The 14717-nt window shown below is 64.5% G+C and carries 14 protein-coding genes; 6 read left to right on the top strand and 8 right to left on the bottom strand.

The features are described from left to right. Positions 1-196 precede the first annotated feature (196 nt). The 8 genes from DK366_RS16380 to DK366_RS16345 all read right to left on the bottom strand — a co-directional run bounded on the left by DK366_RS16380 (position 197) and on the right by DK366_RS16345 (position 6904). Complete coding sequence (locus DK366_RS16380; protein WP_109126639.1) at positions 197-1435, bottom strand: TIGR03862 family flavoprotein; 1239 nt, start codon at positions 1433-1435, stop codon at positions 197-199. 122 nt (positions 1436-1557) lie between these two features. Then, entirely contained in the window at positions 1558-2313 is a 756-nt protein-coding gene (locus DK366_RS16375; RefSeq protein ID WP_109126638.1) for a slipin family protein, read from the bottom strand. 21 nt (positions 2314-2334) lie between these two features. Continuing rightward, entirely contained in the window at positions 2335-3696 is a 1362-nt protein-coding gene (locus DK366_RS16370) for a nodulation protein NfeD (RefSeq protein WP_343125629.1), read from the bottom strand. Between the two features lie 93 nt (positions 3697-3789). Further along, positions 3790-4299 (bottom strand): hypothetical protein, encoded by a 510-nt coding sequence (locus tag DK366_RS16365; RefSeq protein ID WP_109126692.1) that lies wholly within the window; start codon positions 4297-4299, stop codon positions 3790-3792. A gap of 75 nt (positions 4300-4374) precedes the next feature. Continuing rightward, positions 4375-4644, bottom strand: coding sequence for a cell division topological specificity factor MinE (gene minE / locus DK366_RS16360; protein WP_109126637.1), 270 nt, complete (start codon positions 4642-4644; stop codon positions 4375-4377). A 5-nt stretch (positions 4645-4649) separates the two neighbouring features. Then, entirely contained in the window at positions 4650-5465 is an 816-nt protein-coding gene (minD, locus tag DK366_RS16355; RefSeq protein ID WP_109126636.1) for a septum site-determining protein MinD, read from the bottom strand. 42 nt (positions 5466-5507) lie between these two features. Continuing rightward, positions 5508-6287, bottom strand: a complete 780-nt coding sequence (minC, locus tag DK366_RS16350) for a septum site-determining protein MinC (RefSeq protein WP_109126635.1) — start codon at positions 6285-6287, stop codon at positions 5508-5510. Further along, a complete protein-coding gene (locus tag DK366_RS16345) occupies positions 6284-6904 on the bottom strand; it encodes a GNAT family N-acetyltransferase (protein ID WP_109126634.1) in 621 nt (206 codons plus the stop codon). Before DK366_RS16345 ends, minC begins: the two co-directional genes overlap by 4 nt. A gap of 210 nt (positions 6905-7114) precedes the next feature. On the opposite strand from DK366_RS16345, the gene DK366_RS16340 reads away from it, so the two are divergent. The 6 genes from DK366_RS16340 to DK366_RS16315 all read left to right on the top strand — a co-directional run bounded on the left by DK366_RS16340 (position 7115) and on the right by DK366_RS16315 (position 14660). Beyond that, the gene (locus tag DK366_RS16340; RefSeq protein WP_109126633.1) at positions 7115-8344 is read left to right on the top strand and encodes a sensor histidine kinase; all 1230 of its coding nucleotides are present in this window, start codon (positions 7115-7117) and stop codon (positions 8342-8344) included. 370 nt (positions 8345-8714) lie between these two features. Beyond that, positions 8715-9356, top strand: coding sequence for a response regulator transcription factor (locus DK366_RS16335; protein ID WP_019464490.1), 642 nt, complete (start codon positions 8715-8717; stop codon positions 9354-9356). Positions 9357-9581: 225 nt separating this feature from the next. Beyond that, positions 9582-10928 (top strand): polyketide cyclase, encoded by a 1347-nt coding sequence (locus DK366_RS16330; RefSeq protein ID WP_109126632.1) that lies wholly within the window; start codon positions 9582-9584, stop codon positions 10926-10928. Between the two features lie 170 nt (positions 10929-11098). Beyond that, a complete protein-coding gene (locus DK366_RS16325; RefSeq protein ID WP_109126631.1) occupies positions 11099-12031 on the top strand; it encodes an ABC transporter ATP-binding protein in 933 nt (310 codons plus the stop codon). After that, a complete protein-coding gene (locus tag DK366_RS16320) occupies positions 12028-12762 on the top strand; it encodes an ABC transporter permease subunit (protein ID WP_109126630.1) in 735 nt (244 codons plus the stop codon). The genes DK366_RS16325 and DK366_RS16320 overlap by 4 nt, the downstream gene beginning before the upstream one ends. Next, entirely contained in the window at positions 12759-14660 is a 1902-nt protein-coding gene (locus DK366_RS16315; protein WP_109126629.1) for a Gldg family protein, read from the top strand. Before DK366_RS16320 ends, DK366_RS16315 begins: the two co-directional genes overlap by 4 nt. The last annotated feature ends 57 nt before the right edge of the window (positions 14661-14717 follow it).

The raw sequence follows: 14717 nt of genomic DNA, 5'->3' as shown, positions 1-14717 counted from the left end.
GGCGGACAGTGCCGGCCATTGCAGCAAGCTTTGGTGATTGGTGATGCCTGGAAGGCCCGCTGCCTGCGCCGCACGGCTTAGCAAGACGGCCAGTCTTCCTGGCGCCATGCAACGCAGGCAGCGGGCCTTCCAGACATCATGGCGGTTGCGCAAACTTGTTCAGGGCATCCCTTGCTCAGTTATCGGCAGCAGAGGGTTATTGCTTGATCCAGCGCGCTGCGCCCAACCCGGCGCGACGTCCGCTGGCAAAACACGCGGTGAGCAGATAGCCGCCGGTGGGAGCTTCCCAGTCCAGCATTTCGCCGGCACAGAACACGCCGGGCAGGACGGTGAGCATCAATTGCGCATCGAGGCTTTCCAGCCTTACGCCGCCGCCACTGCTGATGGCTTCCTCGATGGGACGCGCGCGCACCAGATGCAAAGGCAGGCGCTTGATGGTGCGTGCGAGCGTTTCCGTGTCATGGAAGGCATCGCGATCCAATACTTCATGCAGCAGGGCCGCCTTCACACCGGAAAGCCCGGTCTGGCGTCGCAGGTGATCGCTCATCGAACGGCTGCCGCGTGGCTTGGCCAGATCCTTGCGCAGCCGATCGAGCGTGCGGTCGGGCGACAGGTCCAACTCGATGACGGTGGAACCATGCGCAGCAATGGCGTCACGCAGCACGGCGGAATACGCGTAAATCAGGCTGCCTTCGATGCCGGTGGCGGTGATGACGCATTCGCCCTGGCGCGCATGCTCATGGCCATCCTTGTCGTGCAGATGGATGACCACGGGTTTCAACGGTGAACCGGCAAAACGGCCGGCAAGGTGTTCGCTCCAGCCAATGTCGAAACCGCAATTGGAGGGAACGAGTGGCGCCACATCGACACCGCGGTCCAGCAGCATGGACTGCCACGCGCCATCCGAACCCAGTTCCGGCCAGCTGCCGCCACCCATGGCGAGCACCACGGCATCGGCATGCACAAGATGCTCGCCATCAGGCGTGGCGAAGCGCAGGGCGCCATCGTCGGACCAGCCAAGCCAGCGATGCTGCACGTGGAAGTGCACGCCACTCTCGCGAAGGCGACGCACCCAGCCGCGCAGCAAGGGCGCTGCCTTGAGATCGCTGGGAAATACGCGGCCGGAGCTGCCGACGAACGTTTCCACACCAAGGCCACGTGCCCATTCGCGCAACGCGTCGGCATCGAAATCGTCCAGCCATTCGCCGACTTCCCGCGCGCGCGCGCCGTAGCGCTGCACGAAATCGGCCTTGGCTTCGCCGTGCGTCAGGTTCATGCCGCCTTTGCCGGCAATGAGGAACTTGCGCCCCACGGAACCCTTGGCGTCGAACACGTGAACGGACACACCCGCGGCATGCGCTGCTTCGGCCGCCATGAGTCCGGCGGGGCCGCCGCCGATCACGGCGAGGCTGACATGGGTGGGCGTGCTGGACATGGCGGCGCCATTGGCGAAAGGCGGGCCATTGTACAGGGCAGCCGTTCGCCCTCCTGACGCTCACTGCCGTGGTGATGAGAGAGCCGCATGGCTGGGCATCCGTGGGGCGATGCCACTTCACCTCAGTCGTCCGATTTTCTCTCCAGCAACGGCTTCAGCAGATCCAGCGGCAACGGAAACATGATGGTCGATGTCTTGCCGCTGTTGGCCATGTCGGACATGGTCTGCATGTAGCGCAGCTGCAGCGCCTGCGGCTGTTGCGCGAGCAGGCCGGCGGCGTCGCGCAGCTTCTCGGCGGCCTGCAGCTCGCCGTCGGCATGGATCACCTTGGCCCGGCGTTCGCGTTCCGCTTCGGCCTGGCGGGCAATGGCGCGCACCATGGTTTCGTTGAGATCAACGTCCTTGATCTCGACGTTGCTGACCTTGATGCCCCAGGGATCGGTGGCCTCGTCCAGGATCTGTTGCAGGCTGTGATTGATCGAATCGCGCTGCGAAAGAATGTCGTCCAGCTCGTGTTGGCCGAGCACCGAGCGCAGCCGCGTCTGCGCCAGCTGGCTGGTGGCCTGGAAGAAATCGGCCACCTGCAGGATCGCCTTGTCCGGTTCGACCACGCGGAAGTACACCACCGCGTTGACGCGCACCGAGACGTTGTCGCGCGAGATCACATCCTGTGGCGGTACATCCATCACCGTCACACGCAAATCCACGCGGATCATGCGCTGCACGACGGGTACCAGCACCACCAGGCCCGGCCCTTTCGTGCCCGTGTAACGACCCAGCGTCAGCACCACGCCACGCTGGTATTCGGGCAGCACCTTGATGGACAGGAACAACAGTGCCAACGCCCAGATGACGATTACGCCCACGAAACCGAACATGGATGGCCTCCGTCGCCAGACTCAGGCACGCGTTACACGCAGCAACAAGCCGTCGCGTCCCACGACCCGCACGCGCGTGCCCGCGGGCAGGCCAGCTTCGCAATGCACACGCCAACGCTCGCCACCGATCCGTGCCCAACCTTCGCCGCCGGCGTCGATGGGCTGGGTGAGTTCGCCGGTGACCAGGAGCATTTGCACATCCCCGTTGAAGGTGCGTGCATGGCGCGAACGCGCGACGAGCCGCAGCAGAAGCACCAGCGCGACGACGCCACATAGCGCCACGCCCGCGATCACGCCCAGGTTCACCGCATAGCCGGGAACGCCGGCGTCGAACAACATCACCGACCCGATCACGAACGCCAGGACACCGCCAATGCCAATAGCGCCCACGGTGGGCATCAAGGCCTCGGCGAGTATCAGCGCCACGCCCAGCAGCATCAGTGCAAGGCCCGCGTAGTTCACCGGCAGCAACTGCAATGCATACAGACCGACAAGCAGGCAGATGGCCCCGGCGACGCCGGGGAGCAGCGCGCCGGGATGAAACGCTTCAAGCACCAGGCCGTACATGCCAGCGAGCAGCAGCAGATAAGCCACCGTCGGATGCGTCACGAGTCCCAGCAATTGCGTGCGCCAGTTCGGGGCGTAGTCGCGTACCGGCAGGCCGCCGAGATGGAGGGTGACATCGTGGCCATCCACGTGGACACGCCTGCTTTCCAGGCTGGCCAGCAGGGCGGGAAGGCTGGCGGCTGTCAGGTCCACCACGTGCTTTTGCGCGGCTTCGTCGGCCGTCAGCGTTGCCGCGCCGCGTACGGATTGGCCTGCCCAGTCGGCGTTGCGATCATTGAGCTGGGCGAGCGAGCGGATCGATGCCTCGGCATCGTTGAGCACCTTGGTCGATTCGGCGTCGTCGGGGGTGGATGGCCTGGCGGCCGAATCTGCCGACGCGGGCTCGGGCATCGTGCCGCCACCGTCCAGCGACACCGGCGTGGCGGCGCCCAGGTGGGTGGCTGGCGCCATCGCGGCTACGGGGCAGGCATAGAGAATGTATGTGCCGGCCGATGCGGCTCGCGCGCCCGCTGGCGCCACGTAACCGATCACGGGTTCGTGCGAGGCGAGAATGCTGGCAACGATCTGACGCATCGACTCGGACAGCCCGCCAGGCGTGTCCATTTCCAGCACGACGGCCTTGGCACCGTCACGCGTTGCACGTTGCAATGCGTTGTCCACGTATTCCGCGGCGGCCGGGCCTATCGGGCCGGTAAGGTCGATGCGGGCGACAAAAGCACCAGGCTGTGGTGGCGTGGCGGCACCATGCGCGGCTGCAGTGATGGCCAGCATCGCAGCGCAGAGCGCACTGGTCGCGGTCTTCAGCCTGGGCGTCACGAACGGTCTCCCGATGGACGCAATCACACTGCGCCCGGGAGTGTTGTGGCGATGTGAGGCAAGAGCGAGGTTTTGCTTTGCCGCGTGGGCCGCTTAGCGGAAGACGGGGTGTCCGTCAGGTGACAGCAAGTGATGCTCGACCAGCCATTGGCGGGCGTTGGCGGCGTCTTCGCCGAACCATGCCTGCGCCGAACCGAGCCGGAAGGTGTAACCCCAGGCATCCATGTCCGCCATCAGGCGCTCGCGTCCCACGCCGGGCAGTTCGTCGGCAAGCACGATCTGCAGGTAGCAGGTGGCATCTTCTTCGTCGATCGAATCGGTGGCGTCGGTGTGCACCGCTTCGCGGCGGTCCGGCGGCAGCACGATCAGGTGTCCAGCTTCGTGCAATAGCGAGTGCACCGGCGTGTCGTCGCGTGCATACACGGTGGTGCCGATGATGCCGGCTTCCTCGTCGCCCCAGAAGCTGCCGGGAATGGGCGTACCCGGCTCGATGCGTTCCAGCGCCAGTCCATAGCGGGCAAGCAGCGTCGAGGGCGCCTCGAAGCCGATCTCGGCCAGGCGCATCACGCTTGCTTCGTTGACGTGGGAAGAGGGGAGTGACATGACGTGAAAATCGCCGCCGGGCAGCGGCGATATGCAGATGCAGGCGTGTGGCGCGACTTGGCCGCGCCACACCGATCAACCGGTCTTTGCTCCGGCGGTTTCCGGCAGGGCCACGGAAAGCTCGAGGATTTCGTGGCCGCTGTCGCGCTCAACGTTGATGTTGATGGCTTCGAGATCGACGTTGACGTATTTCTTGATCACTTCCAGCAGTTCATTGCGCAGCAACGGCAGGTAGTCAGGTGCGCCCCGGCTGGAGCGCTCCTGGGCCACGATGATGCGAAGACGCTCCTTGGCGACGGTGGCGGTGGGCTCCGGCTTGCGCTTCAGGAAATCAAGAATACCCATCGCGATCAGCCTCCGAATACGCGCTGGAAAAAGCCCTTCTTGGGCGCGTCGAGGAAGCGCATCACGCGCTCCTCGCCGAGGATGCGGGCCACGGTGTCGCCGTAGGCCTGACCGGCCAGCGAGTTGTCATCCAGGATGACGGGCACGCCGGCATTGGACGCGGCCAGCACGTTTTCCGATTCCGGAATCACGCCCACCACGTTGATGCCGAGGATTTCTTCCACGTCCTTCACGCTCAGCATTTCACCCACGGCCACGCGGGCCGGGTTGTAGCGCGTCAGCAGCAGGTGCTGCTTGATGGCGCCATCGCCGCGCTCGGCGCGACGCGTCTTGCTGGCGAGCAGGCCCAGGATGCGGTCCGAGTCGCGCACCGAGGACACTTCCGGGTTCACCACCACCACGGCGTGGTCGGCGAAATACATCGCCAGGTGCGCACCCTTTTCGATGCCGGCCGGCGAGTCGCAGATGACGTAGTCGAAGCCGTCGTTGCTCAGGTCGTCGAGTACCTTCTCCACGCCTTCCTGAGTCAGCGCGTCCTTGTCGCGCGTCTGGCTGGCGGCGAGCACGTAGAGGTTCTCGTAGCGCTTGTCCTTGATCAGCGCCTGCTTGAGCGTGGCTTCGCCGTGCACGACGTTGACGAAGTCGTACACCACGCGACGCTCGCAGCCCATGATCAGGTCGAGGTTGCGCAGGCCGACGTCGAAATCGATCACCGCGACCTTCTTGCCGGTCATGGCAAGGCCCGTGGCAAGCGAGGCGCTGGTCGTGGTCTTGCCCACGCCACCCTTGCCCGAGGTGACAACGATAATCTCAGCAGTCAAGGCTCATCTCCGCGTGATTCTTTGTAATAGTCATGGCTGTCGTCAAAGCTTGGCGATCAGCAATTTTTCCCCTTCGAGCCAGCATCGCACAGACTGGCCTTCCAGGTCCTTTGGAATTTGTTCGAACACGCGGTAGTGGCCGGCAATGGCCACCAGCTCCGCGCGGAAGTCCGAAATGTATATGCGCGCTTTCTCATCGCCCTGTGCGCCTGCCATCGCACGGCCACGCAGACTGCCGTAGATGTGGATGCTGCCGTCGGCGATGACTTCCGCGGCATTGGCGATGGTGCCAGTGACGACGAGATCGCGATCACGCGCGTAGACCTGCTGGCCCGAACGCACCGTGCCATCGACGTGTTGTGCGCCGAGTCCGGGTGCGGCGGGTGCTTCCTCGCGTACGGGTTCGGCGCGACGCGCCGGTTCCGCAGCGGGCGCCGGTGCGGGCGCAGGAGCGGGCGGTGCAATGCTGCCGCCATCGGCCGGCTCGTAGGCGGCACGGAACTTGGCGATCAGCGGCAGGCCCATGCGCTGCGACAGTGCATCGACTTCGCTGGTGCCGTAGGCCAGGCCCACGGGCAACATGCCGGCGCTGCGGATGGCTTCGAGCAGCGCATCGACTGTCCCGTCGTCGGGCAGGGTGAGCAGGTGGCTGAGGTCCAGCACCACGGCGGCGCGGGAGAACAATTGAGGCGCGGTGCGTACGCGGCGTTCCAGCTCTTCGCAGAGGGCCGCGGCGTCGACGCGCTTGATGCGCACGTTGGCTATGCCGACCTGGCCGAAGCGCAGGTCACAGGCGTCTTGAGTATCCATTCTTGCATTCACGGGCGCCGCTCTCCCGCGAGGCGGCGCTGGGGGGTGTCAGGGGATGATGGACGCAGGCGCTCGGCCAGCCACGGCACATCGGGCAGGCCGTCGTGGTCCAGATAGGTTTCGCGCACGAAAGCGTAGCTCGGCAGGTCCTTGGCGAGAAGGCTCACCTGGGGACCTTCGTCGCCCATGCGCTGCTGGCCCACTTCCTGGAAGCCATAGGTGCCGTGGAACAGCACCACCACGTCGTCGCGCGGCTCCAGGAACACTTCGCACGTCAGCAGCGGCACGCGCACTTCCGCGTAGCTGGTGACATCGCAATAGAAGATGCGTCCCAGGCCGTGACGGCGATAGGCATTGGCGATGACGATGCGGTCGATGTAGGCGAACTGCGGATAGTGCGCGGAAAACCAGTGGTAATTCGGACTGTCGTAATTGCGTCCTTCGCGCAGGGCAATAAGGAACCCTGCGAGATGGCCGTCGATTTCGGCCACGCGGAAGTAATCCGCATGTTCGTAGAAGTAGCGCAGCTGGGCTGCGTCAAGGGCGAGGATGGTGCGGCCGGCGGCGTTGTTGAGCGCCAGTACGGCATCCAGGTCGTGCTCTCGCACGTCGCGGATGGCAAGGGCCATTCGTTGCTCCGCTTTGTGTGGTTCGAGGACAAGACCGACGATTCGGCCCCGCGTGACGGCGCGCATTATGACATGCACCCGGCGGCCGCACATATCACGGCGCACCATGTAAAACCTTCGTAAAGCGGCAGCGGTCGTGCCTTATGGCAGGGGTGAGGGAGTGACTTCTCACGCATTGCACCAAGCCTGCCGCTAGCTAATGATGCGCGCATGGCCTGGTCAAACATTAACCACATCCGGCTGCTGCGGTACGCCGGTCTGTTCACGTACCTGTGTATTGCGCTGCCCCTGCTCTCCGGTCCCGGCGGGCTGGCGGAAGTCAGTGCGTGGTGGAGCAACCCGAACATCACGGGATGGATTCTGTCGTACCTGGTCTTCGGGGTGACCTACCTTCTGCTGACGCGCCGCTCGGCGATGACACGCCAGACCGGTTATCCGTCGATCGTCCAGCTCATCAGCCTCGCGGTGCTGACCGGGTCGGCGGTGGCGATGGGCTGGTTCAGCCAGAGCGGCCTCTCGGCCATGCTGATGCTGGTGATCGCCGTGGTGCTGCCGTGGCAGCTGCCGGTAGGGGCGGGACTGGCGTGGATGCTGCTGCAGAACCTGATGCTCATCCCCATCATTGCCAGCTACATGGGCTGGACCATCATCACGGCCTTCCTCCAGGTGGTGATGTACCTGGGCATTTCGGCGCTGGTCTTCTTCACCTCGATGATTGCCAGCCTGCAGGCGGAAGAGCGCGAGGCGCAGCGCCGGCTCAATTCCGAATTGCGCGCCACGCGTGCCTTGCTGGCCGAATCCACGCGCATTGCCGAGCGCATGCGCATTGCCCGCGACCTGCATGACCTGGTCGGTCATCACCTCACCGCGCTCAGCCTCAATCTTGAAGTGGCGAGCCACCTGGTGAATGCGCAGGCGGCCGAGCACGTGAACAAGGCGCAGGTCACGGCCAAGCATCTGCTTTCGGACGTGCGCGAAGTGGTGAGCGAGCTGCGGCAGGACGATGCCATCGACCTTACCGTGGCCTTGCGCAGCCTGGTCGAAGGCGTGCCGGGGCTTGGCGTGCATATGGAAACGCCGCCACGTTTCAGCGTGGAAGATCCCCGCCGCGCGCAGGTGCTGCTGCGTTGTGCGCAGGAAATCATCACCAATACCGCGCGTCACGCCGGTGCCCGGAACCTGTGGCTGCGCTTCAACTACATCAACACCAACCTGCTGGAGCTGTATGCGCGCGACGACGGCCGCGGCGCGACGAATTTCCGGCCGGGCAACGGTTTGTCGGGCATGCGCGAACGCCTGGTGGAATTCGATGGCAGCGTTACCGTGGACCCTACGCTGCACCAGGGGTTTGCGCTTACCGTGCGCCTGCCGCTGGGCGAGGTCCAGGAGCTTGCGCACACACCGTCACGATTCGAGCCTCCCGCGCTGGGCATGCTGTAGCCTTGTCGCGAGACCGTGTAAAAATGTGCCGCTTGGGAGCCTGATCATGGGTTGCGCATGGCTCGCGCTGGAAGCTGTTTGTTCGTCAGACAAGGAAGAACGAGGGAATGTATGTCGATACACGACCGAGTGATGACGCGGTATGGCGGACAAACAGATCCGGCCCGAAGGGTTGTTCGCCAGCGCCCGCTAGGAAGCGACGCACGGCTTGGCCTGACGGCCAGTCAGGCGCTGCGCCATGCGCCACTCCCTAGCGGGCGCTGGCGAACAACGCGAGCCATGCGCAACCCATGATCAGGCTCGAGCAGCATCGTTCTCTCCGTTGGCCGCGGGCATCGCACGCTGGCCACCAACGTTTCGAGGATCCGCGATGATTTCCGTCTGTCTCGTTGACGACCAGAACCTGGTGCGCCAGGGCGTCCGTTCACTGCTGGATCTGGCGGAGGACATCCGCGTGGTGGCCGAATGCGCCGACGGCGCCCAGGCCGTCCAGGACATCCCGCGGGTGAAGCCCGACGTGGTGCTGCTGGATCTGCGCATGCCCAACATGAGCGGCCTGGAAGTGTTGCAGGCGCTGTCTGCCCGCAACGAGCTGCCGCCGACCATCATCCTCACCACTTTCGACGACGACCAGCTCGTGCTGCAGGGCCTGAAGGCCGGCGCGCGCGGCTACCTGCTCAAGGATGTCTCGCTGGAGCAGCTGGTGGAGGCCGTTCGCACGGTGGCTGCCGGTGGCTCCCTGGTGGCGCCCATGGTCACCCAGCGCCTGCTGGCCGGCGTGGGCCGCATGCAGAACCAGTTCACCAGCCTGGAACAGCCCGACCCGCTGACCGAGCGCGAGACGGAGATCCTGCGCCTGCTGTCCGGCGGCTACAGCAACAAGGAGATCGCCAACTCCCTGAAGGTGGCCGAGGGGACGGTGAAGAACCACGTTTCCAACATCCTCTCCAAACTGGGCGTCCGCGACCGCACCCGGGCCGTGCTCAAGGCACTGGAGCTGGGCATCGTTTGATCGCCCGCGAGGCCTTGCGGGACGCCATTCGCGGGCGTCTGGAAGGCCAATGGCGAGAATCCTTACAGCCGGATGGCGTTCAGGCGCGCGAGCAAGTAGTATCGGTGGCTTCGGCGCTGGCCGACCCCCGTTCATGCAGTGATTCTTCGGGAATCTCCCGTGGCGGGCCGGTCTCCGGCGACTGCCCTTGTGCCGTATACAGAGAGACGTGCGGAGAATCCCGGAATGATGCGTGTTCTTGAATTTATTGTGGCCCTGATCATCGTCATTGTGGCGGCGGTGATTGTGGGTGTTGTGATGCCGAGCAGCGGCCATATCGAAAGGCAGCTGGTGATCGGCAAGGACATGCGTCAGGTCTATGACGTGCTGAACAACTTCCGCCGCTTCCCGGAGTATTCCGAGCAGCGCGACGCCGATCGCAACATCAAGTTCGATTTCTCGGGCAAGGCCTATGGCCCGGGCGCCGAAATCAGCTGGGCCAGCGATGACGGCAAGGTCGGCACCGGCAAGTACACCATTGCTTCGGCCGATCCGAGCTTCGACAAGGTCGACGCCACCGCCAAGAAGGCGACCGTGGTGTGGAACGTCGACAACGACTGGCGCGGCAACGACAAGCACTTCACGATCGACCTGGAGCGCAACGGCAGCCGCGGTCAGCTGACCAAGGTGACCTGGTCGTATGACGTGGACTACGGCTTCAACCTGATCAACCGCTACTCCAGCCTGTACATTCACGGCGACCCGGACGTGTTCGTCCAGTCCACCCTGAACAACCTGCAGAACGTGCTGGCCTCGGTCCAGAACGTGGACTACACCAAGCTGATCCCGTACATCGAGCAGACCCAGGCGACGCCGGTTCTCGTGGTGTCCTCGTCGATCGAGCGCAAGGGTGGCCTGGAAGCACTGGACGACGCCACCAACAAGGCCATCGGCCAGATCCAGGCGGCTGCCAAGAAGCTGGGCGTGACCACCACCGGTCCGCGCATCATCTACACCACCAACTGGGGCGACCAGACCTACTCCTTCGACGTGGCGATGCCGATCAGCGCAACCAGCCTGAACGTCGGTGGCCAGTCGGTTGAACTGACCCCGGCCAAGTCGCCCGACCTGAACGCCGCTGCCGCCAGCACCGCCGCTGACGCTGCGACCACCGGTGGCGACAACACCCCGGGTGGCCATGACCGCTTTGGCCGTCTGATCGACGACAACGATGTGCGCGCTTTCCTTGCCTTCGGTGGCCCGGCCCTCAAGGCCGTGTGGAACGGCACCGCCGCCGGCGTGCCGCAGACCCGCGCCCTGATGAAGGCCTACGCCCAGCCCCACGGCTACAAGTTCGACGAAGTGGTGAACCGCTTCTACGACATCGAAGCCAAGCCGGAAGTGAAGCAGGGCGACGAAGTGAAGCAGTACGCCGAATACGACGTGTACCTGCCGCTGAGCTGGGCTCCGGACCAGACTCCGGAACAGGCTGCCGGCATCAAGCCGCCGTCGCTCGACGACAACAGCGGTGACCAGGCTCCGGCCTCGTCGGGCACCGCTGCCGCTCCGGCCGCTGCCGCCAGCGCCCAGTAAGTCGCCACTACGGCAAACATCGAAAAGGCCCTTCCTCGGAAGGGCCTTTTCATTTTCGGGCCTTGCCTGGCCCGGCACCGGCGAACTTTCAGTTACAGTGCGGGTCGACATGGCGGGTGGGGCCCGCGACGCGCGCGCAGCAACTGCACGCCACATGATTTGCACAGGACATGATCGAAACCGAACAGCTCACTCGTCGCTATGGCGCCCTGACGGCAGTGGACTCGTTGAGTTTCCGCGCCGAACCCGGGCAGGTGCTGGGCCTGTTAGGCCCCAATGGCGCAGGCAAGACCACCGCCATGCGCATGATCGCCGGCTTCCTGGCGCCGAGCTCCGGCACGGCGCGCGTCTGTGGCTATGACGTGCTCAAGGAGCCGCTTAAGGCCAAGCGTGCCCTGGGTTATCTGCCCGAAGGCGCGCCCAGCTACGGCGAACTGACGGTGCGCGAGTTTCTTTCCTTCATCATCCGCATGCGTGGACTCCAGCGCGACGAAGGCGCACGGCGCTTCGAGCGTGTGGTGGGCGGCCTGCAGCTGGAAGGCGTGCTGGATCAGTGCATCGACACCTTGTCGAAGGGTTTGCGCCGTCGCGTGGGTCTCGCCCAGGCCATCGTGCACAACCCGCAGGTGTTGATGCTCGACGAGCCGACCGACGGTCTCGATCCGAACCAGAAGCACACGGTGCGCCAGCTGATCGACCAGATGGCGCGCGACCGTACCATCCTCATTTCCACGCATCTCCTCGAAGAGGTGCACGCGTTGTGCAACCGGGTGGTGATCATCGCCAACGGACGCCTGATGGTGGATGCCACGCCGGCGGAGCTGGAATCGCGATCGCGCTATCACGGCGCCGTTTCCTTCAGTGCGCCGGGCAGCGGCGTGTCGCAGGAAATGCTGGGGCGTTTGCCGCAGGTGCAGTCCATCGAGGTCGACCCGATGGATGGACGCATCACCGTGTTCCCGCGGACGGGCGAACGCATTCTCGAGCCGGTGGAAGACCTGCTGCGCCAGCAGGGCCTGGAGGTGTCGGAGATTCAACTGGAACGCGGGCGCCTGGACGAAGTCTTCCGGCAGATCACCACCGGCGCGGAGAGCAAGGGATGAGCCCCATTGCAGCGGTGATGCGCCGCGAGTTGCGCAGTTATTTCGTGACGCCCGTGGCGTACGTGTTCCTGGTGATCTTCCTGGTGCTGTCGGGCATCCTGACGTTCTACGCGGGCGATTTCTACGAACGCAACCAGGCCGACCTGCAGCCCTTCTTTGTCATGCACCCATGGCTCTACCTGGTGCTGGTACCCGCGGTATCGATGCGCATGTGGGCGGAAGAGGCCAAGGGCGGCACGCTGGAATTGCTGATGAGCCTGCCGTTGTCGCTGGCCCAGGCCATGCTCGGCAAGTTTCTCGCCGCGTGGCTGTTTATCGGGTTGGCGCTGGTGCTGACCTTTCCGATCTGGATCACGGTGAACTACCTCGGCTCACCGGACAACGGCGTCATCCTGGCCGGGTATATCGGCAGCTGGCTGATGGCCGGTGCGTTCCTTGCCATCGGTGCATGCCTGTCGGCGGTGACGCAGAGCCAGGTCGTCGCGTTCGTGCTTACGCTGGTGGTGTGTTTCCTGCTGATCCTGGTGGGGCAGCCGCAGGTGATGGAGTTTTTCCAGGGTGCGTTGCCGCGCAAGATGGTGAATGGCCTGGCGCACCTGAGCATGGTGAGGCACTTCGAGGCGATCTCGCGCGGCGTGCTCGACCTGCGTGATTTCCTGTATTTCATCCTGAGCATGGCGACCTGGCTGACTGCCGGTGTGCTGACGCTCGACCTGAAGCGGACGCCATGAGCATGAAGCGCATCCACTTCAGGCGCCGCACGGTGCTGCTTGCTGCACTGGCCTTGCTGGCGGTGTTGTTCGTCGTGATCGTGCTGGCCAGCAGCCGCTGGCGCATGGGCCGCATCGATCTGACCTCCGATCAGCTATACACGCTGACGCCAGGCACGGTGCACATCGTGGAAGGGCTGCATGCCCCGCTGCGGCTCACGCTCTATTTTTCCAGCCACGCCACGCGCGACCTGCCGCAGCTGCGCAGCTACGAACAGCGCGTTGCGGAAATGCTGCAGGAAATGGTGGCGCGTGCGCACGGGCGCCTGCGCTTGCAGATTGTCGATCCCGTGCCGTATTCGGATGACGAGACCAGCGCCGAAGGTTACGGGCTGTCGCCCATCAACGGCGGCACCAACGGCGAACGTGTGTTCTTTGGATTGGTGGGCAGCACGCTCCCGTCCAATGTCGATGCGGACAGCGACGGCGAAGAACACCTGCCGAAGAACGTGCAGGCGATTCCGCTGTTCGACCCCTCGCGCGAAACGTTTCTCGAATACGACATTGCCAAGCTGCTCTACGAGCTGGACCAGCCCTCGAAACCGCATATCGGCGTGATCAGCAGCCTGCCGGTGCAGGGCAATCCGGTCATCGGCGAAGAGCCGTGGACGGTGATGCGCCAGTTGGCGCAGCAGTTCGATGTGCGCACGCTGGACCCGTCCAGGCTCACGCGCATCGACGGCGACATCAAGGCACTGCTGGTCATCCATCCCAAGCATCTGCCGGCCGATGCGCTGTACGCCATCGATCAGTACGTGCTGGGCGGCGGTCACCTGGTGGTGTTCGTGGACCCCGTGGCGGAGATGGACAACACGCCGTTCATCGACAGCAACGGCGTCACCGACGACCACAACTCGAACCTCCCGCGCCTGTTCCAGGCGTGGGGCGTGCAATACGACCCGCAGAAGGTGGTGCTGGATCGCTCCCGAGCGTTGCGCATCGAGCTGGCCGACAACAGCTCCAGCAGCCATCCGGCCATGCTTGGCCTGGGGCAGCAGGAGCTGAACCACGACGACGTCACCACGGCGAGCCTGCAGCGCGTCAACGTCTCCAGCGTGGGTTACTTTGACCTGGCGCCCGGCACTGCGTCGCGCCTGCAACCGCTGATGCAGTCGACCACCGACGCCGAAGTGGTTTCCAGCCAGCGTGTGCGCGAGTCGCTCAACAATCCGGCTGAATTGCTGGACAACTACAAGCCGGACAACACGCACTACGTGATCGCTGCGCGCGTGCGCGGGCAGTTCCCCAGCGCATTCCCGGAACGCTCCAACGAGAAGGGTTACGTGGGGCAGGCCACGGGCAACGCCGAAGTGATCCTGGTTGGCGATACCGATTTGCTGAGCGATCGCCTATGGGTGTCCTATGCGCAGAGCCTGCTGGGCCAGCCGCAGCTCAGCGCCATCGCCAACAACGGTGATTTGATCACCAATATCGCCGACAACCTGAGTGGGTCGTCCGCGCTGCTTTCCATTCACGGTCGCGTGAGTTCGCAACGTCCGTTCACGCGCGTGCTGGCGCTGCAAAGCGCGGCGGACCAGAAATTCCTGGCCAAGAAGCAGGAGCTCCAGCGCGAGCTGGCGGTGACGCGCACGCGCCTGAGTGAGCTGCAGCCCGCGAAGACAGCGAGCCATGGCGATAGCGCATCGCCTGAGCAGCGGGCCGAGATCGAACAGTTCCTGCAACGCCAGCTGGCGATCAACAAGGAGCTGCGTGACGTGCAGCACCAGTTCAATGCGGAGATCGATGCGCTGGGGCTGCGCCTGAAGTTCATCAATATCGTGCTGATTCCCGTGCTGGTTGTGATGGTGGGCCTGCTCTACGGCTGGCGTCGCTCTCATCGCAACCGGCGGCGCCTATGAGTGGCGGCGATGTGTCGCGGGTGGCTGCCGTGGATGCGGTCGCCGCGCGTATGATGG

The sequence above is a fragment of the Dyella sp. C11 genome, assembly GCF_003121485.1.
Taxonomy (GTDB): Bacteria; Pseudomonadota; Gammaproteobacteria; order Xanthomonadales; family Rhodanobacteraceae; genus Dyella.
This window is presented reverse-complemented; position numbering and strand designations above follow the sequence as displayed.

Coding starts and splice junctions, on each gene's coding strand:
- DK366_RS16380 (WP_109126639.1), bottom strand. CDS start 1,435: ATGTCCAGCACGCCCACCCATGTCAGCCTCGCCGTGATCGGCGGCGGC.
- DK366_RS16375 (WP_109126638.1), bottom strand. CDS start 2,313: ATGTTCGGTTTCGTGGGCGTAATCGTCATCTGGGCGTTGGCACTGTTG.
- DK366_RS16365 (WP_109126692.1), bottom strand. CDS start 4,299: ATGTCACTCCCCTCTTCCCACGTCAACGAAGCAAGCGTGATGCGCCTG.
- minE (WP_109126637.1), bottom strand. CDS start 4,644: ATGGGTATTCTTGATTTCCTGAAGCGCAAGCCGGAGCCCACCGCCACC.
- DK366_RS16345 (WP_109126634.1), bottom strand. CDS start 6,904: ATGGCCCTTGCCATCCGCGACGTGCGAGAGCACGACCTGGATGCCGTA.
- DK366_RS16340 (WP_109126633.1), top strand. CDS start 7,115: ATGGCCTGGTCAAACATTAACCACATCCGGCTGCTGCGGTACGCCGGT.
- DK366_RS16335 (WP_019464490.1), top strand. CDS start 8,715: ATGATTTCCGTCTGTCTCGTTGACGACCAGAACCTGGTGCGCCAGGGC.
- DK366_RS16330 (WP_109126632.1), top strand. CDS start 9,582: ATGATGCGTGTTCTTGAATTTATTGTGGCCCTGATCATCGTCATTGTG.
- DK366_RS16325 (WP_109126631.1), top strand. CDS start 11,099: ATGATCGAAACCGAACAGCTCACTCGTCGCTATGGCGCCCTGACGGCA.
- DK366_RS16320 (WP_109126630.1), top strand. CDS start 12,028: ATGAGCCCCATTGCAGCGGTGATGCGCCGCGAGTTGCGCAGTTATTTC.
- DK366_RS16315 (WP_109126629.1), top strand. CDS start 12,759: ATGAGCATGAAGCGCATCCACTTCAGGCGCCGCACGGTGCTGCTTGCT.